Below are 25,866 nucleotides of genomic sequence, written 5' to 3' on the forward strand. Positions count from 1 at the left end.
AAAGCCAGGGTCAATTGGAGATTTTCCAGTGCAGGTGCGCGCATTCGGTTAGGGCATCTCTATCCTAAATTAAAGCATGCTAACTAGGCAAAGTTTATTTGGTGAACTACTAGTCTTACGGATGGATTTCAGGAATTGCAGCCCGGCATTTTGTCCTGGCTCGGCAATCTGTCCTGGATCGAGGTCGCGATCGCTTTGCCGCAATCCGGTTGATCAATTTCATCGTGTTGCTCAATTTTATAGCGGCTTAATTTATAGAGTCTTAATACAGGCTTGATACAAACTCCTTTTACAAGCCTTAAGGTCTAGGGAAAGCTGAGCGTAGAAGCGGCAAGCAAGGAATTAAAGCAACGGCAATGAAACATATCCACCTCGATCGCACACCGAAAGAACCCGTCTCCCACAATCCGGCGATTCAAAAGCAGGTCATGCTGCGACTGGGCGATTTGCCCCACTTGACTAATTTTTCCCAGGCTCGGTTTGCCCCCGGACAATTCGCGCCCGCCCATGCTCATGCCGATATGTGTGAGGTATTTTTTGTCGAATCGGGCAGCGGGGAGATCGAGGTGAACCAGCAAATTTATTCGCTGACTGCCGGAGCCTGTATTGCCGTGGAGCAGGGCGAGGTTCACGAAGTTCGCAATACGGGCAGCGAGGAACTGGTTCTCACTTATTTCGGGTTACGGGTTGAATCAGCGTAATTTTTGTTGAATGTAGAGAAATCTTGGGTACGATAAGCAGCAGCGATTAGCAGCACGATGCGAAGCAGTTCCCCTTTCAGGGTAATCGCCTTCCACGTTAGGCTTTGGCAAGATGGGCAGACCCGCTTGAGCGAGGGTTCATGCCTGCCAGAGCGTCTACGATCGATCCTTATTGCTATTTTAAAACTCATTCCATCATGATTTTCCGGTTCAAATCTCGGATCATTTGGGCAACTGTTTTTAGTTTGAGCCTGATTCTTGTTGCGTTTTCTCACCGCTCGCCCACCAATCTGGCCGGGTCAAAGCTGGCAGTTGCGCCCTATCCCCACACTGTGTTTGTGCATCTGTTTGAGTGGCGATGGGATGATATTGCTCAGGAGTGCGAGAGTTACCTTGCCCCCCACGGTTACGGAGCCGTTCAGATTTCTCCTGCCGCAGAGCACGTTGTTTTACCTCAGCAAGGGTTCCCCTGGTGGCAACGGTATCAGCCTGTTAGCTATCAGCTCGTTAGCCGCAGCGGGAGTCGATCGCAGCTTGCCCGAATGATCGATCGCTGTCACAAAGTCGGAGTCAAAATCTATGCCGATGCCGTAATTAATCACATGGCAGCCGATGCGAGTGGAATTGGCAGTGCAGGCACAAAGTTCGATCGCTACCAATATCCCGGACTTTATGAGCCAAAAGACTTTCACACCTGCCGCAAAGGGATTCAAAACTACAACGATCGCCAGCAAGTGACCCAATGCGAACTGGTTGGACTGCCCGACCTGGATACCAGCAATCCCTCAGTGCAGCAGCGGATCGCGGAGCATCTGATCGATTTGGTGAGCCTGGGCGTTGATGGCTTTCGGATTGATGCTGCCAAGCACATAGACGCAGCCGATATTGACAGGATTCTCAAGCGAGTCTACCAGGCGGTTGACCCCGACCCCTTTATTTATCAGGAAGTGCTTGATCCGGGCAATGAAGCGACCAAAAAGCAGGACTATTACGCCAACGGACGAGTCATTGAGGCAGAGTACGGGAGAGCGGTTAGTGAGCGGTTTATGGGTATGAGTGGCGCAATCGCCCAGCTCGAAACCCTCGGCGAAACTTGGGGATTGATGCCCAGCGAGAAAGCGATCGTGTTTATTGACAACCACGATAAGCAGCGCGGTCATGCAGGCGGCGGCAACTACCTGACTTACAAGAACGGCAAACTCTACGAGCTAGCAAATGTGTTTATGCTGGCGCATCCCTATGGTATTCCTCAGGTGATGTCGAGCTATGCTTTCTCCCATCCTGATCAGGGTCCGCCTGCGGATGCTCAGGGCAATACTCAGCCTGTTTACCAGAATGGTCAAGCCCACTGTCTGGAGTCTTGGATGTGTGAGCATCGTCGCCCGATCGTTGCTGCAATGGTCAACTTCCGCAATCAGGTCGGTGTCGATAGCCCGATCGCCCATTGGTGGAGCAATGGCAACAATCAGATTGCCTTCGGGCGGGGTTCATCCGGCTTTGTGGTGATTAACCGCGAATCGGAGCCACTCACCCAAACCCTGCAAACCAGTCTACCGCCTGGGGCTTACTGTAATGTGCTGGCGGCTGAAGCTAATTTCGCTCCGCAGTCCAACTCACAGCAATGTCAGGATGGGGCGATCGTTATAGTCGATGCTCAGCAACAGATTACCGTCACCCTGGAAGGCATGGCTGCCCTGGCAATTCATATCGGCGTGAAAGCGGGATAGCTTAATCAGCTTCAAGGCTTCTCAAATCACCTCTGAGCTAGCGGTCTTTATCTATCAATCTTTAATCTATTAGTCTTTGATCTATCGGTCTTGATCAATGAGTATTCTGATGCTCTACAGAAGGGCAGATAATAAGACAAGATTTGGATTAATAGAGAGTCTTAATGCAAACGCTTCAGGAACTCATCACTTTCCTCCGTTGTTACTCTCCTCCCTTGATAGATAGATTTCATTACTCTTCAGGGTATTTCATGATGAAGGCTAGAAATGCTCTGCCGTACTGCGGCTCAGCCTTACTCGATCGATTGAGTTTTGCAGATCGGGTTGCCCTCACTACCCAAAGCTGGCAATCAGCAGGAGTCCTATTGAATGGTTAAGCGAAGCAGATCAGCCACAGTGCACCGCAGCAGGCTCGCCCACTGGCTGCTTGAAGAAGCACATACCAGTAAAGAAGGTCCATACACCAAGGAACAGGCTCATCCCAAGCATCCGTGGTGGCAGGTGATGTGTCTGACCGGAGTAGACTATTTTTCGACGTTGGGCTATCAGCCCGGAATTGCTGCCCTTGCTGCAGGATCGCTCTCCCCGATCGCCACCCTGATCCTGGTTTTGCTGACCCTTTTTGGCGCGCTGCCAATTTATCGCCGCGTGGCGCAGATGAGTCCGCACGGGGAAGGCTCGATTGCCATGCTGGAGCATTTGCTGTCTTGGTGGCAGGGCAAGCTGTTTGTGCTTTGTTTACTGGGCTTTGTCGCCACGGACTTTATTATTACAATCACGCTGTCGGCGGCAGACGCAACCGCTCACATTGTCGAAAACCCGATCGTCTCTCATGTTTTTCACGGGCACGAAGTGCCAATTACGCTGATTTTGGTGGCTTTGCTGGCTGCAGTCTTTTTGCGCGGATTTCGGGAAGCGATCGGGCTAGCGGTGGTTCTGGTAGGAGTTTATTTGCTGCTCAATCTCATTGTGGTGGGCATGGGCGTGTCCCAGGTGATTCAGCAGCCGATCGTAATTGATAACTGGCGCACTGCCCTGTTGACCGAACGCGGTAATCCGCTGATGATGTTGGCGATCAGTGCCCTACTGTTTCCCAAGCTTGCCCTCGGACTGTCTGGCTTTGAAACGGGTGCGGCTGTCATGCCTCTGGTGAAAGGTAAACCTGGCGACACCGAGGAGCATCCGAAAGGGCGAATTCAGAACACCCATAAACTGCTGACCACTGCCGCGCTGATCATGAGCTTTTTTCTGATTACGAGCAGCTTTGTCACCATTTTGCTAATCCCCGCTGCTGAGTTTCAGCCCGGCGGCAGAGCCAGTGGACGTGCCCTCGCTTATCTAGCGCATCAATATCTGGGCAACGGATTTGGCACGCTGTACGACCTCAGCACTATTTCGATTCTCTGGTTTGCCGGAGCCTCGGCAATGGCAGGCTTGCTCAATATTGTGCCGCGCTATCTGCCCCGCTATGGCATGGCTCCCGACTGGGCAAGGGCAACCCGACCGCTCGTGCTGGTGTTTACGCTGATCGCCTTTGTCGTAACGCTGCTCTTTAAGGCAAATGTAGAGGCACAGGGCGGAGCTTATGCCACTGGGGTGCTGGTGCTGATGACTTCAGCTGCTTTTGCAGTAACGCTGGCTGCCCATCGCCACGGCGCAAAACGAGGCAGGATTGTGTTTGGGACGATTACGCTCGTGTTTATCTATACGACGATCACCAACATCATTGAGCGTCCTGAAGGCATTCGGATTGCCGCATCTTTTATTGGCGCAATTATCTTGGTGTCGCTGGTGTCTCGCGTCTGGCGATCGACTGAACTGCGCGTCGAACAAATTGATATGGATGAAACTGCCCGCCGTTTTATTGCCGAGGAGGAAGCCAATCAAGGAATGATTCGCCTGATTGCCAATCGGCTTACTGTAGGCGACGAAGCCGAATATCGTGCTAAAGAAGAGGAAGTGCGGGAGGACAACCACATTCCGCCGACGGATTCGGTGCTGTTTCTAGAAATCCAGGTCGCGGATGCTTCTGAATTTGCCGAGAAGATTCGGCTTAGGGGCGTTGAGGTTGGCAACTATCGAATTTTGCGCGCTCAGGGGGCTGCGGTTCCAAATGCGATTGCCGCCATCCTACTCTACATCCGTGATCAGACGGGTGAACTGCCCCATGTCTATTTTGGCTGGATCGAAGGCAACCCGATTCAATACCTGCTGCGATTCATCCTTTTTGGCGAAGGGGATATTGCGGTGGTAACGCGAGAGGTGCTGCGGAAAGCCGAGCGGAAGCCTCAGCATCGTCCGGTGATTCATGTGGGCGGGTGAGTAAAAGATACCCTTCGATCGTCACTCAATCTGCTGACTCGATCGCCGCACCACAGCCGTGATGATTCCGATTCCAAAGGCTGCCAGCAGTGCAAACCCTAGCAAAAGGCGGCTGCCTTCGAAAATTCCGGCTCCGGCAGCGACCCAGAGCGGTTTGGCGATCGCAATACTCACCAGCAGAGCGACCAGATAGCTTTGCCAGCGAATCTGGGTGAGTCCGATCGCATAGGCAACAAAATCAAACAGTCCGGTCATGAGAAATCCCATCATCAGAAAGAAATTGCGCTCTAGATGCTGCTGACCGAGGCGATCGATCTTTTCCATAAATTGCTGTCCGACAAACCGCTCGACCCAGCCACGTCCGTATCGCCGCGCAATGTAGAAATTAAACGTGCAAGATGCCAGATCTGCCAGTGCGACCACGGCTAACCCCCACGAGAAGCCAAATAACCCGCCTGCCAGCACTGCATAAGCGGTTCCCGGCAACACGGGCAGAATAACGCTGGTAAAGCGCAAGCCAAAGACGATCGCTGGTGCCCAGATGCCAAAGCGATCGACCTGTTCGCGAACCTGCTGAAGACCGATCGTTTGCAGGAGCCAGAGAATGCCAACGAGGAGCAGTCCGATCAGGATGCCGCGAAGGAGAGGAAGGGGTTTCAGGGACATGGGGAAATGGGGAAGGTGGGGGCGAGGGAGTCAGGGGATTAGGGGTTGTTAGAGAGATGGTCGAAATATTGCTGGAGGAGCGGTGGCAGGGTGGCGAAGGCGATCGCAAAAGTTCTTTCGCTGGTGCGCTGTCTGACGACCTTGGCATACAGTTCTTCGGACGTTGTTTGGGCGGGTTGGGTTGGGCTGGGGAGGAATAGATTGATTTTGAGATTGGTCATCTCGCTGGGGAGACTGTTTCGATCTGCTGCAACGATCGCCGCTTTCTTGGACGAGAGCTTGACTAAATGACCTTCAAAATAAACATTGCTCACCCGCTTGTCTTCCACGATCGCATAGCGTAGCCGAAGGGGGCGGGGCAGATTGAAAAGGGCTTCTTCTTCTTTAGGCAAATAGAGATTGTAATAGCCGCTGACGCCGTAAACTTCATAAACCACAATCGGCTGCTGAATGCCTTTGGGCTGCACCTGCTTTTGGCGGGTGATTTTGACGCTTGATCCGGCTTCTTGCAGGGTGTCTTCGGAAATGAGAATTTGTCCGCCCTGGGTGTAGGACTCGATCCGATAAGTCAGGTTAACCGGGCTGCCGACAATGCCGTATTTGGTGCGCTGTTCTGAGCCAATGTTGCCCACTACCACATCTCCGGTGTGAATGCCGATGCCCATTGCCAGGGGAGACAAGCCCCGTGACTGAAGCTGAGCATTTACCGCGCCCATTGCAAGCTGCATCGCACAGGCACAGGCAACGGCTCGCAGGGCATCGTCAGAGCGGGCAGTCGGCGCACCAAACAGCACCAAAATGCCATCGCCCATGAATTCGTCGATCGTTCCCTGGTACTGATTGATCACCTCCGACATTTGCCCCAGGTAGAGATTGAGGATATGAATCACGTCTTCGGGCTGCAATCGCTCTGCTAAAGCGGTAAAGCCACGCAGGTCAGAAGTCAGAATCGTGATTTTGCGGCGATCGCCCCCCAGCTTCAAACCTTCCGGGTTTTCCAGCAGGTTCATCACAATCTCGTTGCTGAGATAACGACCAAACACCTGACGAATCAGCTGGTTGCGGTTTTCTAAATCTTGATTGACGTTTGCCAGATCTGCCGTTCGTGCCTGCACCCGTCCTTCCAGTTCGCGGGCAGTTTCGCGCAGCTTGCCCACCACCAGCCCCAGCCCGGAAAGCCCAATAAACGAAAGGCTACCGAGCATGAAAAAGGTATCTCTCAGCTCGTGGCTCACTTTCTGATTCAGGCTGTCGATCGTTTGACTCACTTCCCAAACACCGCCGACATCGCCCACTTCCCAATCTTTTTTGGGGCTATTGGGGTGGGTATTGTGGCAGGCAACACAGGTCGCTCTCATAATGCTAGCTTCGCCGTAGCGAAAGGTGGTCAGTCCGTTGACTTTTTCGATGCGCGAGAATTTTTGCTGAGGATTTTTCCGTAAATACGCCAAAGCATCGCGCTCAAAGCCATCTCGCATTCCGCCCTCTTTGCGCCAGGGAAACGGAAAGTCGCTATAAAACCGCATTGACATATCGCGATTTTCTTCGGTGATTCGATCGCTCAGTTCGATCGCAAAGGTAGAAGGCAGGGGAATCGCTCCGCTTTGAGTGAGATAGGCATGGGTGACGGAAATGCCATCGACCGTTTTGGCGCGTTCAACAGCCGCCTGGCTATAGAGATCAATTGCTTGATTAAAGGATTGCGTATAAAGTTCAGCATTTTGAGTTGCCTGGGATTCAATCAAACTGGCAGACAGACGTGACATATTAGAGAACACGACCCCTGCCGCAATACAAAACAGGAGGACAAGGATCAGCACAATCCGCCTCATTAAAAGCCGAAAAACCCAGTTCCAAATCTTGCCCATGAATCCTTCGTTAAAAAATAGTTAGAAAAAGGGGCATTGCTGAATCGGGATATGAAGGGTGCAAATTTAGCTTCTGTATCGCCCCCTAAATCCCCCAATGCTGGGGGACTTTGAATTCTGGTTCCTCCCACCTTTGGAGGGCTAGGGGGGCGTATCATACTTCGATTCAGCAACGCCGAAAAAGGATCGTTTGAAAAAATAGATAGATAGATGCCTGCATGATTAAAACCATTAAACCGAAGAAATGACTTGCCTGAAGCCAATGTATCTCAACTTGGTAATTCAACTCGATCAGGAGTGCTGGGATAATGAGTATAAAGCGATCGAAAATTTGTAGAAAATTACACCTCTTCTAATATTGCCGCATGGAGATCGATCAGGCGTTATTGTTTACAGACGCTTTAGTATTTGCCAAAACCGGACTTCACTTAAGCGACTTGCAGCAAGCCATGTTGCGGGCATCTTGGTCATGGACTCGGCAAAGCTATGACCAGATCGCCGATGCCTATGGCTATTCGCCCACTTATCTCAAGCACGATATTGGACCCAAGCTCTGGAAACTGTTATCCGAAGTTTTAGGCGAAAAAGTTACAAAAACCAGTTTTCGATCGGCGATCGAGCGTCAAATGGCGCAGCAAAGTAGCCAGCCCGAAGCAGTCAGCGAAACAGCGATTGTCCCCGTTGCTGCCCCGGTTGCTTCAACACCGCCTGAGCAGGATTGGGGCGAAGCTACCGATGTCAGCTTTTTTTATGGGCGACAGGCTGAACTGGCAAAGTTAGAGCAGTGGATTTTGGGCGATCCCAAAGGAATCAGCGGAACTGCACGCTGCCGTTTAGTCACGCTGCTGGGCATGGGCGGCATGGGTAAAACCACGCTATCAGTGAAGCTGGCGCAGCACATTCAGTCCCACTTTAAGCGGGTGATTTGGCGATCGCTTCGCAATGCCCCTGCTTTTTCAGATCTGCTGGCTGAAATCCTGCAATTTTTGGGAAATGATGCGGCTCAGTTTCCAGAAACCGAGAGTGGACGACGATCGCAGCTTTTGAAGGAACTGCGGAACCATCGCTGCTTGATCATTCTAGATAACGTCGAATCGATTTTGCAAAGCGGCTCCTACCGCGAAGGCTATGAGGAGTATGGCGAACTGTTCCGGCAGGTCGGTGAAACGGTTCATCAGAGCTGTCTGCTGCTGACCAGCCGCGAAAAGCCGCCAGAGGTTGCTCTGCTGGAAGGAGTTAATTTACCTGTGCGGGGATTGCAGCTCGCCGGATTGCCTCCAGAGGAAGGACAGGCACTTTTGCAGCTCAAGGGAACCTTTCAAGGCACAGCGGCAGAATGGCATCAGCTCATTGCGGGCTATGCAGGTAATCCCCTTGCTCTGAAAATTATTGCAGCAACAATCCAGAATTTATTTGACGGCAGTATTTCTGAATTTCTCAAGCAAGAGACATTTGTTTCAGGAAATATTCGCACATTGATCGAACAACAGTTTGAGCGTTTATCAGAAGCCGAAAAAAATATTATTTATTGGCTTGCACTCTATCGTGAACCTGCTTCAATCAATGATTTAAAGACGGATATCTTTCCCAGCATTTCAGCGCAAAACTTGATTGCGATTTTGGAAGCTTTGGAACAACGATCGCTGATCGAAAAAACGCAGTCTGTAGGAATGGGAAAGCGAAGTTCCCTGTTCTCGCTTCAGCCCGCAGTTATGGAATATGTCAGCGATCGTCTGGTGAATGGCGTGTGTCAGGAAATTCGCTCGCAAACCGGAGTTGCTCAAGCCCGATTTCTCAAAGGCTTTGCCCTGCTCAACACCCGGCACAAAGATTACATTCAAGAAGCACAGATTCGATTGATTCTTCAGCCGATCGTGCAGCAGTTACAGACTGATTGGGACGGTTCTATCTCCTTAGCCGATCAGTTGCTACAGTGTCTAAAGCAGCTTCGGGAAAAGCCTTCCTCGGTTACGGGCTATATGGGCGGCAACCTGTGGAATTTGCTGGCTCAACAGCAGACGTATTTCAGGAATACCGACCTTTCCCAATTAACCCTATGGCACGCCAATTTTCAGCAGTCCACGCTGCACCGAGTTAACTTTGCCCAGTCTGATTTATCGAACGCTGTTTTTGCCGAACCGCTCAGCATTGTTTTTGCTGTAGCATTCCACCCAGACGGCGATCGCTTAGCGACCGGAGATGCAGAAGGACGGCTGCGGCTATGGCAAACCAGTAATGCAAAACCCCTGCTTGACTTTGCAGGACATCAGGGCTGGATCTGGGCGATCGCCTTTAGTGCCGATGGTCAAACGGTAGGCAGTTGCAGCAATGATAAGACCATTCGCCTCTGGCAAACTGATACGGGAGAATGCACGCAAATCTTTACTGGACATCGATTGGCAGCCTGGACGATCGCCTTTAATCTAAACGATCGTTGGTTAGCGAGCGGCAGCGACGAATTCACCGTCAGAATTTGGGATCTTGCCACGGGCATTGAGTTCAGCCAATTATCCGGGCATCAGGGCAGCGTTCTTGCGGTTGCCTGGAGTCCGATTGCAGAGTCCTGGCTTGCCAGCGGCAGTTCCGACGGCACAATTCGCCTTTGGGATGTGGCAACCGGAAGTCAGCAGGTGTTTCAGGGGCACAGTGATTGGGTTTGGTCAGTGGCATGGCGAACTGATGGACAAATCATTGCCAGCGGCAGCGCAGACGGCACAATTCGCCTTTGGGATGTGGCAACCGGAAAATGGATTCAGACTTTGCAGGACGGTGGAGCCCCTGCGCGAGTACGATCGATCGCCTGGAGCGAAGATGGCTTGACCCTGATCAGCGGTGGCGACGACAAAACCGTGAGAATCTGGGATTTACAAACGGGCGAATGCCGTACTGTGCTGCGCGGACATACCCATCCGATCTTTTCTGTCGCGCTCAATGCTCAGGATGCAACCCTCGCCAGCGGCAGCGCAGATCAAACGGTTCGGCTCTGGGACATCGCCACAGGTCGCTGTTTGAGAACCTTAAAGGGCTATACGAACTCTGTGTTTTCGGTGGCGTTTCGGGCAGATGGGCAACTGCTCGCTAGCAGCAGCACCGACCAAACCGTGCGGCTCTGGGATCTGCAAACCTGCAATTATCAAACGCTTCAGGGACATGAAGGCTGGGTGACATCGGTTGCGTTTCATCCTCAAGGACATCTCCTCGCCAGCAGCAGTGCTGACCAAACCGTACGCCTGTGGTCTGTATCAAGTGGAAAATGCCTCAAAATTCTGCAAGGACATCGCAACTGGGTGCAGTCGATCGCCTTTAGCCCTAATGGCGAATTCTTAGCCAGCAGTGGGGATGATCGCACGCTGCGAATCTGGTCAGTCAGCACCGGGAAATGCCTTAACCTTTTACACGGACATGAGGGCTGGGTCTGGTCGGTTAGCTTTAGTCCTGATGGTGAGATCCTTGCCAGCAGCAGCGAAGATCAAACGGTTCGCCTCTGGTCGGTAAGTACCGGAGAGTGCCTGACAATTTTGGCAGGACACCAGAGCCGAGTGCAGTCGATCGCCTTTAGTCCCGATGGACAACGGCTAGCAAGTGCTAGCAGCGATGAAACCGTGCGCCTCTGGTCGATACAGACCGGGCAATGCCTTCACGCCCTAACCGGACATACCAACAATGTTTGGTCAGTGGCGTTTAGCTCGGATGGACAATGGCTTGCCAGCAGTAGCCTCGATCAAACGATTCGCCTATGGGACGTTGCGATCGGAACCTGCATCAAAATCCTGCCTGTCGCGACCCAGGCAATGCGAACGGGAATTGCTTTTCGTCCTTGTTCTTCGACCCAACCTTCTTCAGCCCAACCTTCTTCAACCCAACCTTCTCTGACACTGCCCGAATCGCTGACCCTTGCCTGTGGCAGTCAGAACGGGACGATCAATATTTGGGACATGGACACTTGCGAATGCCTCAACACGCTTATGCCTGATCAGCCCTATAGCGGCACGAATATTGCTGAGGTCATCGGTATTACAGAGGCACAACGAACCGCACTACAAGTATTAGGGGCGATCGAGGTAGACTCTCTCATGCCTTAGCGTTAAAAGATGTTTGAGGGGTGTGAAGGGTTCTCCATTGTCCCTTTCTACATTGCCTCTTTACTATATTGCCCCCTGCAAAGTTTCCCCAGATTGGGAGATTCAGGAGGCTACAAAGCCTTGAACCCAAGCAAAATCAACCGGTGTACACCCCAGCCTGGAACTGGAAACGGTTCGGGTGAAGGCTTTTCAACATCCTCTTAACTCATCCCAAAGCGACACCTTAAAAAGCTCCATAACTTTCCCTAACTTTCTGTTATCGCGTCATTCGGGCAGCGCGAATACAGTAAAGGAGTGATGAGAAACGAACGAGAGCGAACAGCTCAAACTCCTCTCAATCCAGGCTTCAAACCCCGTTAAAGCGTTTTTGCTCAGCGCAGTTTTGAATCTGCAACAGGCAACTTCCCGCTAGAACCCACTGCAACTTGCAGGGTATCTCTAGCCAGGGTCATTTGTTCTGCTGACTCATCACAGAATCGGTTCGCATTCCATGTACAACGTCATTCACCAAATCATTCATTAAGGAGAAACATCATGGTTTACATCAATATCGACGGTAACGATCAAAACAACGTAATTCCCGTTTCGCTAAACGATACCAGGAACTATCAGCTCAGCGGTTACGCAGGCAATGACAAACTGCTGGGCGGCGCAGGTCACGACAAACTGCTGGGCGGCAAAGGCAATGACACGATGTTTGGCAGTGGCGGCAATGACATTATGATTGGCTTCGGCGGGACAGGCGATCGTGTGCCAGACGCCGAGTTTGACCAGATGACAGGCGGGCACGGCGGCGACCTGTTTGACCTGAGAGATGCGGTTGGTGCTCCAGGATATGTCGGCGGTGGTGATACGTTGAATCCATCCCAATCGAGCGGATTTGCAGTAATTACTGATTTCAAACCAAGCGAAGGCGATCGGATTCAGCTTGCAGAATTTCCCGCTCACTATGCCCTGCGCTCGGTCGAATGGGGACAGGAATTTGGCAACGCCGATAATGCAACCACTGAGGACGTGGCACTAGTGTATATCGGTCGCGAGCAAGACCAAAACGATGTGGTAGCGGTGTTGCAGGATGTTTCTACCCAGTTTGCCAAAAACCCCGCTGGCTTCCTCAATAATCCTGATGTGTTTGTCTTTGATCCCAAATACGTCCATCCCCAGCCCGGTGTGACCCCTCTACCTCCCCATTCCGGACATCCGGGTCTACAGCCGAATCCGGGACTTCCAAATGTGGGACAGCCCGGTCCACAGCCGAATCCGGGATTTCCCAATCCGGGACTTCCGCCGATCGAGCCGCCCAATCTTATTACCGGAACCCGACGCGCCGATCGTCTGCAAGGCACAGAGCGAAACGACATCATTCTGGGTTTAGCTCAAAATGACAGACTGACGGGAAATGGTGGAAATGATTCTCTGATTGGCGGAGCCAGCAAGGATCTGCTCAGCGGTGGTCTGGGTGCTGACCGATTTGTTTACACCAACGCGAAAGACGGCGGTGATCGCATTCAAGACTTCTCCCGCCAAGACGGCGATCGATTGGCATTCACTTCTGGTAACTTTGGTCGGTTAAACGTGGGTGATTTGAGTGCAGATGCGTTCGTGGTCGGCAAAGCAGCAAAAGATAGCGGCGATCGGTTCATCTACAATCAGCGATCGGGCAAGCTGTTCTACGACGCAGACGGTACAGGCAGCCGAGGACAGGTCGAGATTGCCACGCTGGGTAACAAACCGACTCTGGCAGCCAGTGACATTCTGATTGTGGCTTCGCCCTTCTAGATTGGTTCTTCTCTATCCCATCCGCCAATAACCAGGACAGAGGTTTCAAAAGAGCCTCTGTTTTCGTCCTATATCTGTTATCTGTTCTGTAGCCATCACTATCAGCAACAGCAAAGCCGATCGTCACAGTAAAATTAGCCCCAGGCGCGTTCCTGCGATCACTGCTTCGGTGCGGCTGGAGACCTGAAGTTTAGAAAAGATCGAGCTGATGTGAAATTTGATTGTATGTTCGGATAAATGCAGACGACGCGCGATCGTTTTATTGCTCATGCCTTCTGCGATCATTTGCAGCACTTCCATTTCGCGAGGCGTTAGGGGGGCAGTGGCAGGTTGGGCAGGCAGGGGGGCGGGAAGGTCGGTCAGGGCAGGCTGAAGCTCGTCGCTGAAGTCAGGATGCAGCACGATCAAGCCTACCGCAACCGCTTCGATCGCCGCTGTGATTTCTCCTGAGCCGATCGCCTGCGGTAGAATTCCGCGTACGTCCAGCCGCAGCAGATCTCGCATGGTTTCGGGTTCTGCTTCGTCGAGCAGCACGATGATCTGGGGCGAAAGGGTTGGCTCAAATCCAGGTTCAAGCTTTAACTCGAACAAAGGCAGCAGTATTGCCATATCCTCATCCGACCCTTCGATCTCCAGCACAATCACCTCCGCCTGCCAGCGATCGATCTCCTGAAGCAGGGTATCTGGCTCCGCTGCCCCCACCACCGTAAAGCCTGATTGGGCAGAGAGCAAAGCGGTGAGTCCTGCTCGCACGATCGCTGAACGCGCCACCACCCCAACTCGAATCATGCTGCCTCCCGCCCCTCGGTCTTGCGATCGAGAATCAAGTTGCGCTGAAGCTGCCGATCACCCCGCAGAACCGTGACTTGCCACCGATCGCCCGGTTTCGCCAGTTTGAGCCAGTCCGCCAGATCGCGATGCTGAAGAAAGGGACGATCGTTAATTCCCAGAACGACATCGCCGATCAAAAGCTGCCCAGCCGCCGGACTGTTTGGCGTTAAATCCGTAATCACCCAGCCCCGAATCGGTTTCCTGCCCTGTGCTAGCACCACAGGCTGAAGCATTGCCCCCAGTCGCGGCTGCTCCGATTGGCTCGCCAGAAAGCGATCGATCGCCTCGGTCGAGATGGCAAAGGCGCGTCCGTCTACGATCATGCTGTTGATGCCAAGCACCTGTCCTGCCAGAGTTGCCAGAGGGCCGCCCGAATAGCCCGGAGCCAAGCGCACATCGGCTTGAATCCAGGGAGACGCGGACTGAGGCGGTGCAACAGTGTGAATTATGCCCAGGCTAACTGCATTGTGAAGTCCTGCCGGATTGCCCACGGCGATGACCATTTCACCAACCCGCAGATTAAGCGAGGGAGCGATCGTTGCTTCGGGTAAATTTCGGGCATTCACCACCAGAGCTGCTAAATCGAGCGACTCATCTTTGCGAATCACTCTGGCTTCGAGCTGACGATTTCCGATCAGGGCGATGATTGCCCGACCACGCACCACATGAGCATTGGTGAGAATCAGTCCATCCGCATTCCAGATCACGCCCGACCCCATGCTGCCGCGACCCGACTGAAGTTGAACTGTGCTTTGCTGAAGCCGCTGAATTACATCTGTAAGCTGAGTATCAAATTCTGCAGCCCGTTCCAAATTAAAAAAACTGTTCATCAGCCTGCCCTCCGGGGACGCTCACCCACCAGAATCGTCAAAGAAATCAACTGTCCGCCCCGCACCATTTGCACGGTTAAAGGCTGTCCTACGCGCTCTGGGTCGAGCATTCGCTGAATGTCATCGATCGCCTCGATGCGCCGATGCGAAGCACTTTCCCCTTGGGGGTCATCATTCATTGCAACGATAATGTCGCCAATCAAAACGCCTGCCCGATCTGCCGGGCTGCCCGACTCCACACTGAGAATCAGGACGCCGCCGTTGCCCGCAAGCTGAAGCGACTGACAAAACGCCTCTGGAAGCTGAACAGGCTGCATCCCCACGCCCAAATAGCCGCGCACAATCCGCCCCTGGTTCACAAGCTGATTCACCACGCGATCGATCGTCGTCACCGGAATCGTCAATACCGAATGGCGCGGAGCCATCGTATTCATGCCCAGTATTTGCCCCTGAGTATTAATGAGCCCACTGCCCGAACCGCCCGGATACAGCATCACATCAGGACGAATCAACTGATCCACTTTGCCACCGTGCCACGTGCGCCATGCGCCGCCGATCGCGCTCACAATTCCCATGCTGGCAGTAATGCCTGTTTCCAGCGATCGTCCCACCGCGACGGTAAGATGTCCCACCCGAAGCTGCGCCGGATCGCCCAGGTTTGCCGCAGGTAAAGTCACGCTGTCGGGCAATCGCAGCACTGCCAGATCGATCGCCGAGTCGCGTCCAATCAACGTTGCAGTTACCGTTCCGTCTGCGAGCGTCAGCGTTACCGCATCATCCTGCTTGAGCGCATGATCCGTGGTAACAACAATGCCCGATCGCCAGTGAATACCGCTCGCACTGCCCCGCCGTCCTGCCTTTAAGCCAACGATCGAAGCGCCTGCTCGGGCGATCGAGTCTGCCAGAGTTTGAGAAAGTGCAGTCAGAGGACTAAAATCTTCGGTTGTCATCGCTGCCCTCCAGGAGCCTATTGCTTTACGGTCTTGCTTTACTCTCTACAATGCAGCAAAGACAAGCGACCCCGGATCAGCGAAATGGGGAGGAAGCGACCTGGAAAAATGGCTAGGGACTAATCAGAATGTTGACTCAGAACGTTGACTCGCAACCTGGATTTCCTGAATCAGCGATCGAGCTGCTGTTTCTTTAATCAATCGCTTGATCAAGCAATATTCAGTCAGAATGAGAACAATGTTGTATGACCCCTGCATCCTTGCCGGAAGAGCCAGAAGACAAATCGATCGCCTCAGCAGGGGAATGGCTTCGCATCGCCTCATTGACCTCGCCGCCCTGTAAGGACGAATTCCCCATCGCTCCCGTTCTTCCTGAAGCAATCCCTTCAGTCAATCTAGAATCTAACCCAGCCCTCGAACAAATCCTGCCGATCGAGATGCAGCCCCCCAGCCCGTATCGCGGTCAACCCCTGCAAGCTCCTTCGATCGCGCCACAACCAGAAGAGCAGGCGCATCAGTCATTTCGACCCAGCAGGTCAGCCCCTACAGCAAATTCCGCTTCTGCAACAAAACGCTTTTGGCTGCTGATGTTAGGAGCTGCAGTCGTTGCATTAGTCGTGGCGAGCGGGTTAAGGTCACAAAATTCCCCGTCGCGTCGTCCAATTCCCCCAACTCGAATTCCTCAAACCCTCTAGTGAGTAGGAAGAAAACAATCAATTCAGGGTGTTGCTGAATCAAGATATGAACGGTGCAAGTTTAGCTTCTGCATCGCCCCCTAAACTCCCCAATGCTGGGGGACTTTGAATTCTGGTTCCCCCCCACTTTGAGGGGCTAGGGGGGGCGTATCACACGCTTATTCAGCAACGCTCAATTCAGCTAATGATTCCTTGGGGGTAAGGAGAACAACGTAGTGAAAGGACGTTTGAAAAGTCATCATGATGACCGGAGCCGTTCCCTAGCCTCCCAATTCTGGGGGAATCTAGTTGGCTTTAAGAAATTCAAAGTCCCTCAAAGTTGGGGAATTTAGGGGGCAATGTAGGACATTGCCCACTTTTCAAACCGCCCCTTACGGCAGTTCCCTGAATGCCCAGGCAAGAAATCGCTCGGTGTAATACAAAGCAAGCTGATTACTCACGCCCTGAAAGACGGCATCAAAAGCGTGTTCTGCCCAGGGGATTTCTAGCCAAACCGCACGATTTCCCGATGCTTGCAGTTTTTCGTAGAGCTGCCGTCCAAACCGGGGCTGAACGAGGTGATCGCGCCCGCTATAAACCAGCAGTGACGGCGGCAAATTGGGCTGAATTTGATTTACTGGGGAAGCGGCTTGATACAGCTCCTGCAGTTGGTCTGGACTGCCTCCCAGAAACGATCGCAGCACCGCACGAGTGTCGATCGGGTCAGGAACCGGGGGTTTGTTGTAGCCTTCAAGCAGGTTTGTAGGACCGTAGTAGTCCACCACGGCTCGAATCGGTAACGGACTTTGCCCATAGGCTGCCATCAATGCCAGATGTGCCCCTGCCGATCGCCCTAGCAAGGCTACCCGCTGCCGATCGACTTCTAACGCTTCTGCCTGAGCCTGAATAAAAGACAGGGCAGTTTGAACATCTTCAAGCTGTGCCGGAAAGCGAAACCGGGGCGCATGACGGTAATCGATCGCCACCACGGTATAGCCCTGAGCTGCCATATAGCGGCTAAAGGTTTCGTCATTTGCAGGTGTGCCGTTTTGCCATGCCCCGCCGTAGATAACGACGATCGCGGGATGCAGCCCTGCAGCAGCAGGACGATAAAGATTTAAGGTCAGCGTCACTCCCTCAACCTGAGCAAACGGAATGCCGCGGTCGATTCGTACCGATGGCACGGCAATTCCCCGAAAGGCATCTGTCCAAACAAAAGGATGGGAGCGCAACCGTTGAGCGATCGGGGGCGTTGCAGTGAGAGCCGCTTTCCCTAATTGAGCCTCCATCTCCGCCGCAATCCGCGCATTGGCAGCCGGAAACTGAATCAGGGGCAGTAGACTGAGTGCCAGACCCAGCAGGCTACAGCCCAGCGCAACCCCAAAAATCCAGCTTGACTGAAGCCGCAGCACCACCAGCAGCAGAGCGATCGCATTGATCACAATCAGCCAAGGACTCACCTCTGGTGCACCAATTCCTAGCGGCAGCAGCGAAAAGGTGGGAGCCGGAACAACAATCCACAAACTGAGACAACAGCCCACAATGCTCAAAATCCAGGGAAACCCTAGAGCGACCAGAAATGACCCCAACAGGGCTACCTTGCGCTTGCGTCCAGGGGCAGGCTGCGGTCGATTAGTTGCGTTACGGTGAGCCATCGGCGAAGGTTTAAGAGCGAAGCGGCATAGGTCAAATACGAACAGTTTTCAGTCAGTGATAGTTTTCGATAGGTTTAGGGTGCAGCAGTCGAAAATGGGCAAAGGCGTGTTTGGTTTCCTGATTAGCCGTCTCGCGAAACAGTCTGGTTAAATCCGTCATGCCGAACTTTGGAGTTGGATCAGTCCATGAATTCTCTGGAAAAGATAAATCGGGCTTATTCTATAGGATAATGCCCACTCGCTCCAATCATATTCTCAGTCCGCCCAGTTGACAGAAAAGGGACACAGCAAGCCATGTCCCCGTGATCATTCACCTTTGATTGGTTAAGCCGGTCATTTCCCTCGGGCAAATCCAGCTCGACGCACGATCGCATCTGCCGTTACCGCCAGCACCAGCACTGCGCCCTGCACAATGTTTTTCACGCCCTGTTCCTGGTTCAGCAAGTCCAGACCGTTATCCAGACTGCCAATCACCAGCGCGCCCAAAATCACTGCCCAAACCGAACCTCGTCCACCAAAAAGGCTGACACCACCGATCACGGCTGCGGCGATCGCATTCAGCAGGAGAGTCGAGCTGATTTGCGTGGCAACAGCGGTACTGCGCGAAGTCATCATTACTCCGGCAAAGGCTGCTAGCGTCGAAGCCAGCACAAACACCGTCATTTTCATCCGCACTACGTTAATGCCTGCGCGACGAGCCGCTTCTGCGTTACCGCCGACTGCGTACAAATGGCGACCAAAGGGAGTCTTCTTCAGAATTAGCCAGGCAATGACTACCAGAGCGAGGGCAATCATCACCGCCTGAGGCACACCCTGATAAGCCTGGAACAGGAACACCACAATCAGAACAACTGCGGTTGCCGCCACAAGCTGAAGCACTGTTTGAGTTAAATGCTGCACCGGAAGTCCGGCAGATTTGCGTTGCTTCTGGTTGTACCACAGGCCTGCTGCATAAAGTGCCAAACCGAGCAGTGGCAATCCCCAGCTAAGAGCAGGCGGCAGATAGGTAGGAGCCAGAGAACGAATCACTGGATCACGCACCACCAGCGTTGTTTGTGGTCCCATCACTACCAGTAGCAGTCCGGCGTAGCCGATCGATCCAGCCAGGGTGACGATAAACGACGGAACACGCAATACCGCGACAAAAAATCCGTTAATGAGTCCAATGATCGCGCCTGCTAACAACGCCACCAGAATCGCCGCCCAGGGATTCCAGTTTTGATACACTGAAACCGTTGCCATAATTGCAGCACAGGCTTGGGCAACTGAGGCTAAACTCAAGTCAATTTCGCCCAGCAGCAGCACCAGCACGGCAGCAACGCTGAGAATGCTAATGGCAACAATTTGCTGCGTTAAATTTGACAGGTTTCTTGCCTGAAAGAAAACCCCGCTTGTAGCAACCTGGAAGTAAATAGTGATGAGTGCCAGGGTGATAATGACAGGAATGAAACCCAGATCGCCCTGCATCAACGATCGCAAATTGAACCGGGCACGCTGCGAAGAGGCTGGCGCTGCACCCGGTTGACGAACCAGAGACTGATTCTGACCACCCTTTTGAGGATTGGGATCTAAGCTTGTCATAATTAATTTATGAATGTTTGTGGAGAGTCATAATGCCTGTGAATTCCGTGAGCGAAGCTGAGTCTAGACTCCAGTAACATCGGTTTCGGTGACGGCTGCCGCATCTGCTCCGGTAATTGCCGCAACGACCGCTTCCCGATTCACATTTTGGGTTTCAAACGTTCGCACCCGCTGTCCTAACCGCATCACGACAATGCGATCGGTGACTTCAAACACATCGTGCAGGTTGTGGGAAATCACGACAACCGCCTGACCTTGCTGCTTCAGCCGATGGATCATGTTCAACACCTGTCGAGTTTGCGCTACACCGAGCGCAGCCGTTGGTTCGTCCAGCAACACAACTTTGGGCTGACGCAAAATGGTTTTTGCAACTGCCACACATTGCCGCTGTCCACCCGATAGCCCTGCTACAGTCGATCGCACCGAAGGAATTTTCACATCTAGCGTTCGCAAGACATCGATCGTCCTGCGCTCCATTTCTGCCTCGTCCAGCACTTTCAGCACACCCGGAATCAGCGTTCGATGTGCCTCGCGACCCAGCCACAGGTTTGCCACCACATCCAGGTTGTCGCAGAGTGCTAGGTCTTGATAAACCGTTTCAATGCCCAGTCGCGTTGCATCCTGCGGACCCTGAATCGTTACAGGCTGGTTATCAATCAGAACTTCGCCCTCGTCAGGAATGTATGCCCCTGACATGGTTTTAATCAGCGTTGATTTTCCGGCTCCGTTGTCGCCCACCAGTCCGACGACTTCTCCATCAAAAACTTCAAAATCGACGTGCTTGAGAGCCTGCACCCCGCCGAAGGATTTGCTGATATTTCTAAGCTGGAGCCGAGGAATGCCGTTGGTCGGCTGAACGTTAGGTCGCACCGAAAAAGAAGTGTCTGTCATGAGTTTTTCTTAAAGAGATGAGTGAGAGAGAGAATTGAGCGGTCGGGTGAGGGTGATAAGGCTCTAGAAGATCCCCTAGCCCCCTTCAAAGAGAGAATTCGATCGTTCACCATTCCTCTTCAAAAGGGGGATTCCGGGAAATCTCAGGCACTCTGTCACACACCCAAAACCATCTGGAACTCCTTCTTAGTACAGGCTTAGTTACAGAAGCCCGTGTTGTCCTCAGACAGACCGCTACAAATTTGCTCCTTAGTCAAGTAGCCATCTTTAACCACCGTAGACTCGACGTTGTTCTTGTCTACAGCGATCGGCGTTTCCAGCACCGAAGGAATTTGTCCGCCGCCCTTTATTTCAGTTTGGCCGTTGACCTGCGAACTCACATCTTCGCCATTACTCAAAGCTGCAACCAGTCTTGCGGTCGCTTTTGCCTCTTGAGCAATTGGCTTATAAATTGTCATCGTCTGGTCGCCCGTGAGAATGTTTTGAATTCCCGTTGCGGTGGCATCCTGCCCGGTAACTAGCACTTTGCCGTTTAACTTTTGGGTACGCAGCGCAGCAATTACGGTGTTCGCCATGCCGTCATTAGCAACGTAAGCGATATCCACGTCATTGCCTTCCTTGGTCAGCACACCTTCCATGAGCGATTGCGCTCTGGCGTTGTCCCAGTTAGGCGTGTATTGGTCAAACACCAGGTTCAGGTCGCCGCTATCGATCAGAGGTTGCAATGCCTTGAGTGCGCCTTTGCGGAACAGCAGCGCGTTGTTGTCGGTTTGGGAACCGTTGATCATCACCAGCGTGGCTCCCTTTTGCAGATTCAAATTGCCTGCTTTGTACTGATCGACAATGTACTGTCCTTGAAGTTCGCCAACACGCTCGTTATCAAACGAAACGTAGAAGGCAGTATCCGGGTCTTGAATCAGACGATCGTAGGCAATTACCGGAACACCGCTTGCTTTTGCCTGCTGCACGATCACCGATGCCTGGTCGCTGTCGTTGGGGTCAACTACAAGAATACAGGCTCCTTTCGTCAGAGCTGCTTCTGCCTGGTTTTGCTGCGTGGTTGCGTTGTTGTTCGCGTTGGCATACTGAATCGTTACGTCCGGAATGGCTGCCTTAATTTCTCGCTCTAGCAGGGGACGATCGTATGCTTCGTAACGGGCGGAAGAATCAGATTCTGGCAGCAAAACTCCGACGTTCTTACAGCCCTTTGCAGCAGCAAACTCCGTATTCGCTGTATTGGCTCCACCCGCCGCTTCGGTATTTGATGCTGAGTTGCCTGCGTTGGGATTGTTACCGCTACAGGCTGCTAGCACGAGTATCCCCGCGATCGGCAACCAGCGGCGCATTGCTTTCGTCAACTGAAACATGGTCTAAAATCCCTCAGTGTCGATAGTAATAAATGAAAGATTGACAGGATTAACAGTGCAGATGTCTCAAAAGCGACAAGCTAGCCTAATGATTAAGGCTTAGTCACGGCAAACATCGACTCGATCGCAAATTCACTGCGTTGTATAAGCGCTTTCCGCACTGTTTTTCCACAAATTGCCAGCTCAGGCTTTTGGATTTAAACAAGATGAAGTGATGCTAAAAGCTGAAGGTGCTCAGTCGAAGCAACGCTTCTTAAACGTAGAATTACACTGCGCGTTTTAATCAGTATCTAAGATGGCTTTGTGGATAGCCATCCCTTGTAGGTCAGCCAAAAGCCTTTTGTAATAGCTTAGTTCTAATCTTGTTAAATTCTGCGCTTTCGATCGCTTCATAACCTGTTTAGGCATCAGCGAGACTCAGGCTTTCTCCCAAAGTTCAGCAGCGATTGAATTTAGGAGAACTGATCCTTCAACGGCTCTTAGTTTGTGAAAGAATTATTTCGTTTTTCTCCTTTTACTTCTCCTCCTTTATTAGATAAATCATTAGACTCACCAGTCGTTTTAATCAGATTAACGCTGGGTTATCCTATTTATTTTTACAAGTTCAAAAATGAACTGTTCATAAATGCAATAAAATGTAATGCAAGTTTCAAGAAAAAGTAAAACGGATAGCAGAATGAAAGTTGTTTTTCTGTTTTGTAGTTTAAGCAACAAAATAACATCCACCGGATGGCGGATTTCGAGTAATTTTTTAATAATGTCTTAAAGCTTTGAAGCGCCTGTTTGAGAAGTGATAGTAATTACCCAAACTGCCCTGCCTTGCACTCCAATCCTAAAGAGAACCTCGCTCGCTTCAAGGTTCTCAATCTTGCTATTGTCGCTTTGACCCTGGCGGAAATTGCATTGAAGATCAGGATAAAATCATCCACCTGTAGGGGCCATCGATCGGGTGAATTACAACGCTACAGAATCTGCTGTAACTTTGTCCGGTGCAGTAACACTGGCAAGGTTAAGCGTGTCCTGTTCACTCAATTCGGGCTCAGCCGTTTGCAGATGCAGTTCTAGCAGTGTCAGGTTACGAATGTTGGATTTATAAAAAGCATCAAACAAATCGCCAATCAAAGGAACTGAACCTAAAATTGCTTCTAACCCTACGTTAAAAATCATCCAGCCTAAGACCGATCGTGGTAAACCGAAGCGAGCCGCCATCAAAATAATGTAGGCAGAAATTCCGGTATCGACCGCATCTCCTAATCCCGGAATTAAGCCAATGATCGGGTCCCAGCCGACTCGAAATGGAGTACCCGGAATCCGAAACGCAGTGTCCATTAAGCGGCTAAATTTACGAATGCGATTGAGCGTAGCAAGACGTTCAGCCGTGTTCATTTCTATCTTGTTCATTCTTTTAATTGATCAATTAAATTGTTCAATGAATTATTTAATCATGAAGCTCTGCACCAGAAATGTCGTCTGTCTGAAGATAAAAGCTGTTGATTCAAAGATCGGATTGTTGTAGGAGTAATGCTTGAACCGCCCCTTAGCCCCCAATTCTGGAGAAACTGAGCGAATCACAGTCACATTCCAAGTTCCTCATAATTGGGGACATAGTTGGGGGCATGATTGGGGAAGTTAGGGAGCGATGTAGAATTTCTAAAACTGCTGAAATCTCTTCTCAGTCGGCTTGATTAACCTGCCTATGAAGACTATGAAGAAGTTTTCGATTGATTGCGATCGAGTAACACCTGCACTGCGGTCATTGCTTCAGGAAGCGACAGCACTACCGAAGCCGCAGAGCAAAGTGTTGCTACCTGGCAATAGGCGCAGAATGCTTTGTTTTCGCTCCATTCTTCGCGGGCGAGTTCCAGGGAAGCCACTGTGTCAATCATCGTTTTAGCAGACATAGCGATCGGTAAAAGGGGATTTTGCTGTGCCCGATTCGCGCCGCCTGCACCCGCCAGCCAGCCTGTAATGGCGTAGTTTGCCAGCATCATAAAGCCATCAGCGGTTTGGAGCCGACTGTAGGCATACTCAGACGCATCAACGCGATCGGAATCAAATCCTGGCAGAGGTGGATCGGGCAGTCCTTTCAAAATTCCGGTCTGATACATCGAGACGATTTGCGCCATCGTTGATCCGATCATCGACAAACCGATAATCCAACGTCGTCGCACCATATCAGGATGGTCACTCGTCCGCATTTCTTCGCTCAGTTGAGTCGGGCTAAGTTCAGTAATATTCATGTCGTTCGCTAGGTCTGCAAAGGGTAAAAAGATGAAGTTTTTTGAAATCCATGCTTCCTTCTAAGCTAAAAAGTTGCAGTCCTGATGCCCTCTCTCAATTGAATGAGAATGTTAAGCGAGAGGAATGAACGAAAGGAATGAACGAGAACCGTGAACGAGAATGCTGAATAAGAATGAAACGCAAACGAGAATCACAATTCATTCACAATTTATATAAAAAACCCCCGCTCATAAAACTTTGAACGAGGGTCGTTGATGCACAGCGAAAAAGAAAGCTGAAGAAAGCAAATCCCTTATTCGTTGCGACTGTTGTATCCGATAACAGCAACTTTATGACGATAAATTAGCTCTGCGCCATACCAACCAGTTATTGCTATCGCGCCTGCCACAATCGTCGAAATCAAAAGTCCGATCGGCACAATCACATTTGCATAGTTGCCGCCCAGCCGGATCAGCCAGTTCACCAGTGTTAATGACAGCAAGACAATATTGCCAATCATGTGAATCCAGCCTGCCCGACGTTTACGAACTCGGTTAATTCGCAAAAAGTCAGACATTCCGGTTACAGCAGCCACAATACCGCTAATAAAGCCTGCTCCAATTAACCAGATTGAAGCCCTTGCCCAGAATTCATCTCCGGTAAGCAAAAAGCCCACATCGGTTGCAAATGCGGCAGACAGAAGTCCGATCGGAAAAGTCACCAGAAGCGGGTGAAGCGGATGCCCTGCAATTGCAACAGTGCTGACAATGCCACTATCGCGATATTCGCTTTCATGACTTTCGATTACAGGGGGAATATCAGGAGTTTGGGTCATAGATGTTTCCTTGCAGGTAGCGTCCAGATGCCAGCAAGCGGCAGGATGATGTTTTGCTATTAATCTAGGCGGCTAGAGAAATATAAACGTCTTTCCGAGGATATAGTTTGCCGCAGGACAGCCCGGCGCGAGTTTGCCATCAGGCAGAAGGAAACTCCTCGATTATTGTCGTGGTGTTGAGGGTAAGCCGATCGGAATCCATATCAAGCCGTTGCAGCGTCAGCGACATTCCCTGGAGATTGAAGTTTCGCAGATCGAGAAACTCCATCATGGTATTACAGAGAGCATCCATGATTTCTGGGCTAAGTCCTTCTGCTTCAGTCGATAGAATATCCAGGCCAATGCGCTGTCCCTGCTCCTGCACTTTGGGAGTTGCGTTTGCTTTGAAGTGATGAGTTTCGTTGGTTTCCTTCAGCAAAACATCTGCTTCCAGCTCTAGCTTTTGGGCATCCAGCAAGTCAATTTTCGCGTTTGTGATATCAACTAAAACGGGCTGACCATTAACCTGAACGGTCACATTCTGTAGCTTTTCTCGCAGAAAATCTGAACTAAATGCCCGATTCAGATCATCCTCGTGCAGCACAAATCTTGCATTGGCATCAGCGGGCTGCGTCAGCTCGATCTTGCCAAACAAAGCACTGCCGGGATTGATGGCGATCGATCCAGTTCTGACCTCAAACGATTCCATCCTCAAGTCTTGATTCATCACTGCCCCTTCTCCGGCAACCGTGACAGAATCTACCTTGCCCTGCATCAGCTGAAACGGATTCGTCCGAATCTGCACATCCAGGTTTTCAACTTCATCAAGCTGACTCGTAATTCCCATTTCTGCGACTTTACTAAGAGCCTGTTCGCCCAAATCCGGTTCACCAATCATATTATTTTCC

19 protein-coding genes and 1 pseudogene are annotated in these 25,866 nt (G+C 51.6%); 6 read left to right on the plus strand and 14 right to left on the minus strand.

The genetic code is table 11. The annotated features are described in order from the left end of the window. Positions 1 to 356 precede the first annotated feature (356 nt). The 3 genes from NDI45_RS23790 (at position 357) to NDI45_RS23800 (ending at position 4,750) form a co-directional block, all read left to right on the plus strand. Positions 357 to 701 (plus strand): cupin domain-containing protein, encoded by a 345-nt coding sequence (locus tag NDI45_RS23790; protein ID WP_348249142.1) that lies wholly within the window; start codon positions 357 to 359, stop codon positions 699 to 701. A gap of 197 nt (positions 702 to 898) precedes the next feature. Then, a complete protein-coding gene (locus tag NDI45_RS23795; protein ID WP_348249143.1) occupies positions 899 to 2,428 on the plus strand; it encodes an alpha-amylase family protein in 1,530 nt (509 codons plus the stop codon). 369 nt (positions 2,429 to 2,797) lie between these two features. Next, entirely contained in the window at positions 2,798 to 4,750 is a 1,953-nt protein-coding gene (locus NDI45_RS23800; RefSeq protein ID WP_348249144.1) for an amino acid transporter, read from the plus strand. Positions 4,751 to 4,771: 21 nt separating this feature from the next. Here NDI45_RS23800 and NDI45_RS23805 read toward each other — a convergent pair whose 3' ends face one another. Both NDI45_RS23805 and NDI45_RS23810 read right to left on the minus strand, forming a co-directional pair. Continuing rightward, entirely contained in the window at positions 4,772 to 5,416 is a 645-nt protein-coding gene (locus NDI45_RS23805) for a VTT domain-containing protein (RefSeq protein WP_190794296.1), read from the minus strand. A 38-nt stretch (positions 5,417 to 5,454) separates the two neighbouring features. Next, the gene (locus tag NDI45_RS23810; protein ID WP_190794295.1) at positions 5,455 to 7,284 is read right to left on the minus strand and encodes an adenylate/guanylate cyclase domain-containing protein; all 1,830 of its coding nucleotides are present in this window, start codon (positions 7,282 to 7,284) and stop codon (positions 5,455 to 5,457) included. Between the two features lie 365 nt (positions 7,285 to 7,649). Here NDI45_RS23810 and NDI45_RS23815 point away from each other — a divergent pair, with 365 nt between their 5' ends. Next, positions 7,650 to 11,366, plus strand: coding sequence for an NB-ARC domain-containing protein (locus NDI45_RS23815; RefSeq protein WP_348249145.1), 3,717 nt, complete (start codon positions 7,650 to 7,652; stop codon positions 11,364 to 11,366). 534 nt (positions 11,367 to 11,900) lie between these two features. After that, positions 11,901 to 13,145 carry a hypothetical protein gene (locus tag NDI45_RS23820; protein WP_348249146.1) on the plus strand — a complete coding sequence of 415 codons (1,245 nt, stop codon included), beginning with the start codon at positions 11,901 to 11,903 and terminating at the stop codon, positions 13,143 to 13,145. 123 nt (positions 13,146 to 13,268) lie between these two features. Here NDI45_RS23820 and NDI45_RS23825 read toward each other — a convergent pair whose 3' ends face one another. Genes NDI45_RS23825 through NDI45_RS23835 form a run of 3 tightly spaced genes read right to left on the minus strand, consistent with a single transcriptional unit; the run spans position 13,269 to position 15,756 of the window. Beyond that, entirely contained in the window at positions 13,269 to 13,934 is a 666-nt protein-coding gene (locus NDI45_RS23825; protein WP_348249147.1) for a response regulator transcription factor, read from the minus strand. Beyond that, on the minus strand, positions 13,931 to 14,806 hold the full coding sequence (locus tag NDI45_RS23830) for a trypsin-like peptidase domain-containing protein (RefSeq protein ID WP_348249148.1): 876 nt from the start codon (positions 14,804 to 14,806) through the stop codon (positions 13,931 to 13,933). The genes NDI45_RS23825 and NDI45_RS23830 overlap by 4 nt, the downstream gene beginning before the upstream one ends. Continuing rightward, positions 14,806 to 15,756 carry a trypsin-like peptidase domain-containing protein gene (locus NDI45_RS23835; RefSeq protein ID WP_190794100.1) on the minus strand — a complete coding sequence of 317 codons (951 nt, stop codon included), beginning with the start codon at positions 15,754 to 15,756 and terminating at the stop codon, positions 14,806 to 14,808. Before NDI45_RS23835 ends, NDI45_RS23830 begins: the two co-directional genes overlap by 1 nt. A 245-nt stretch (positions 15,757 to 16,001) precedes the next feature. Here NDI45_RS23835 and NDI45_RS23840 point away from each other — a divergent pair, with 245 nt between their 5' ends. Beyond that, positions 16,002 to 16,451, plus strand: a complete 450-nt coding sequence (locus tag NDI45_RS23840) for a hypothetical protein (protein WP_348249149.1) — start codon at positions 16,002 to 16,004, stop codon at positions 16,449 to 16,451. Between the two features lie 371 nt (positions 16,452 to 16,822). Here NDI45_RS23840 and NDI45_RS23845 read toward each other — a convergent pair whose 3' ends face one another. From NDI45_RS23845 to NDI45_RS23885, 9 genes and pseudogenes are all read right to left on the minus strand, one after another. Then, positions 16,823 to 18,085: an alpha/beta hydrolase gene (locus tag NDI45_RS23845; protein WP_348249150.1), complete on the minus strand. Its 1,263-nt coding sequence runs from the start codon at positions 18,083 to 18,085 to the stop codon at positions 16,823 to 16,825. A 73-nt stretch (positions 18,086 to 18,158) separates the two neighbouring features. Continuing rightward, positions 18,159 to 18,254: pseudogene (locus NDI45_RS23850) on the minus strand (rubrerythrin); the annotation flags it as partial. 164 nt (positions 18,255 to 18,418) lie between these two features. Continuing rightward, positions 18,419 to 19,666: an inner-membrane translocator gene (locus NDI45_RS23855; RefSeq protein ID WP_190794097.1), complete on the minus strand. Its 1,248-nt coding sequence runs from the start codon at positions 19,664 to 19,666 to the stop codon at positions 18,419 to 18,421. Positions 19,667 to 19,729: 63 nt separating this feature from the next. After that, positions 19,730 to 20,557, minus strand: a complete 828-nt coding sequence (locus tag NDI45_RS23860; protein WP_190794096.1) for an ATP-binding cassette domain-containing protein — start codon at positions 20,555 to 20,557, stop codon at positions 19,730 to 19,732. A 197-nt stretch (positions 20,558 to 20,754) separates the two neighbouring features. Continuing rightward, positions 20,755 to 21,924 carry a sugar ABC transporter substrate-binding protein gene (locus NDI45_RS23865; protein WP_190794095.1) on the minus strand — a complete coding sequence of 390 codons (1,170 nt, stop codon included), beginning with the start codon at positions 21,922 to 21,924 and terminating at the stop codon, positions 20,755 to 20,757. A 954-nt stretch (positions 21,925 to 22,878) separates the two neighbouring features. Continuing rightward, on the minus strand, positions 22,879 to 23,310 hold the full coding sequence (locus NDI45_RS23870; RefSeq protein ID WP_348249160.1) for a DUF4112 domain-containing protein: 432 nt from the start codon (positions 23,308 to 23,310) through the stop codon (positions 22,879 to 22,881). A gap of 317 nt (positions 23,311 to 23,627) precedes the next feature. After that, complete coding sequence (locus tag NDI45_RS23875) at positions 23,628 to 24,164, minus strand: vitamin K epoxide reductase family protein (RefSeq protein WP_190794094.1); 537 nt, start codon at positions 24,162 to 24,164, stop codon at positions 23,628 to 23,630. 293 nt (positions 24,165 to 24,457) lie between these two features. Next, positions 24,458 to 24,979 carry a DUF2231 domain-containing protein gene (locus tag NDI45_RS23880; protein ID WP_190794093.1) on the minus strand — a complete coding sequence of 174 codons (522 nt, stop codon included), beginning with the start codon at positions 24,977 to 24,979 and terminating at the stop codon, positions 24,458 to 24,460. A gap of 139 nt (positions 24,980 to 25,118) precedes the next feature. Then, positions 25,119 to 25,856 carry a DUF2993 domain-containing protein gene (locus NDI45_RS23885; RefSeq protein ID WP_348249151.1) on the minus strand — a complete coding sequence of 246 codons (738 nt, stop codon included), beginning with the start codon at positions 25,854 to 25,856 and terminating at the stop codon, positions 25,119 to 25,121. Positions 25,857 to 25,866: the final 10 nt, after the last annotated feature.

The organism is Leptolyngbya sp. GB1-A1, from assembly GCF_039962475.1.
Classification (GTDB): domain Bacteria; phylum Cyanobacteriota; class Cyanobacteriia; order Elainellales; family Elainellaceae; genus Leptolyngbya_A.

Coding starts and splice junctions, on each gene's coding strand:
- NDI45_RS23835 (WP_190794100.1), bottom strand. CDS start 15,756: ATGACAACCGAAGATTTTAGTCCTCTGACTGCACTTTCTCAAACTCTG.
- NDI45_RS23845 (WP_348249150.1), bottom strand. CDS start 18,085: ATGGCTCACCGTAACGCAACTAATCGACCGCAGCCTGCCCCTGGACGC.
- NDI45_RS23820 (WP_348249146.1), top strand. CDS start 11,901: ATGGTTTACATCAATATCGACGGTAACGATCAAAACAACGTAATTCCC.
- NDI45_RS23800 (WP_348249144.1), top strand. CDS start 2,798: ATGGTTAAGCGAAGCAGATCAGCCACAGTGCACCGCAGCAGGCTCGCC.
- NDI45_RS23830 (WP_348249148.1), bottom strand. CDS start 14,806: ATGAACAGTTTTTTTAATTTGGAACGGGCTGCAGAATTTGATACTCAG.
- NDI45_RS23825 (WP_348249147.1), bottom strand. CDS start 13,934: ATGATTCGAGTTGGGGTGGTGGCGCGTTCAGCGATCGTGCGAGCAGGA.
- NDI45_RS23865 (WP_190794095.1), bottom strand. CDS start 21,924: ATGTTTCAGTTGACGAAAGCAATGCGCCGCTGGTTGCCGATCGCGGGG.
- NDI45_RS23855 (WP_190794097.1), bottom strand. CDS start 19,666: ATGACAAGCTTAGATCCCAATCCTCAAAAGGGTGGTCAGAATCAGTCT.
- NDI45_RS23790 (WP_348249142.1), top strand. CDS start 357: ATGAAACATATCCACCTCGATCGCACACCGAAAGAACCCGTCTCCCAC.
- NDI45_RS23860 (WP_190794096.1), bottom strand. CDS start 20,557: ATGACAGACACTTCTTTTTCGGTGCGACCTAACGTTCAGCCGACCAAC.
- NDI45_RS23840 (WP_348249149.1), top strand. CDS start 16,002: ATGACCCCTGCATCCTTGCCGGAAGAGCCAGAAGACAAATCGATCGCC.
- NDI45_RS23805 (WP_190794296.1), bottom strand. CDS start 5,416: ATGTCCCTGAAACCCCTTCCTCTCCTTCGCGGCATCCTGATCGGACTG.
- NDI45_RS23810 (WP_190794295.1), bottom strand. CDS start 7,284: ATGGGCAAGATTTGGAACTGGGTTTTTCGGCTTTTAATGAGGCGGATT.
- NDI45_RS23815 (WP_348249145.1), top strand. CDS start 7,650: ATGGAGATCGATCAGGCGTTATTGTTTACAGACGCTTTAGTATTTGCC.
- NDI45_RS23870 (WP_348249160.1), bottom strand. CDS start 23,310: ATGAACACGGCTGAACGTCTTGCTACGCTCAATCGCATTCGTAAATTT.
- NDI45_RS23875 (WP_190794094.1), bottom strand. CDS start 24,164: ATGAATATTACTGAACTTAGCCCGACTCAACTGAGCGAAGAAATGCGG.
- NDI45_RS23885 (WP_348249151.1), bottom strand. CDS start 25,856: ATGATTGGTGAACCGGATTTGGGCGAACAGGCTCTTAGTAAAGTCGCA.
- NDI45_RS23880 (WP_190794093.1), bottom strand. CDS start 24,979: ATGACCCAAACTCCTGATATTCCCCCTGTAATCGAAAGTCATGAAAGC.
- NDI45_RS23795 (WP_348249143.1), top strand. CDS start 899: ATGATTTTCCGGTTCAAATCTCGGATCATTTGGGCAACTGTTTTTAGT.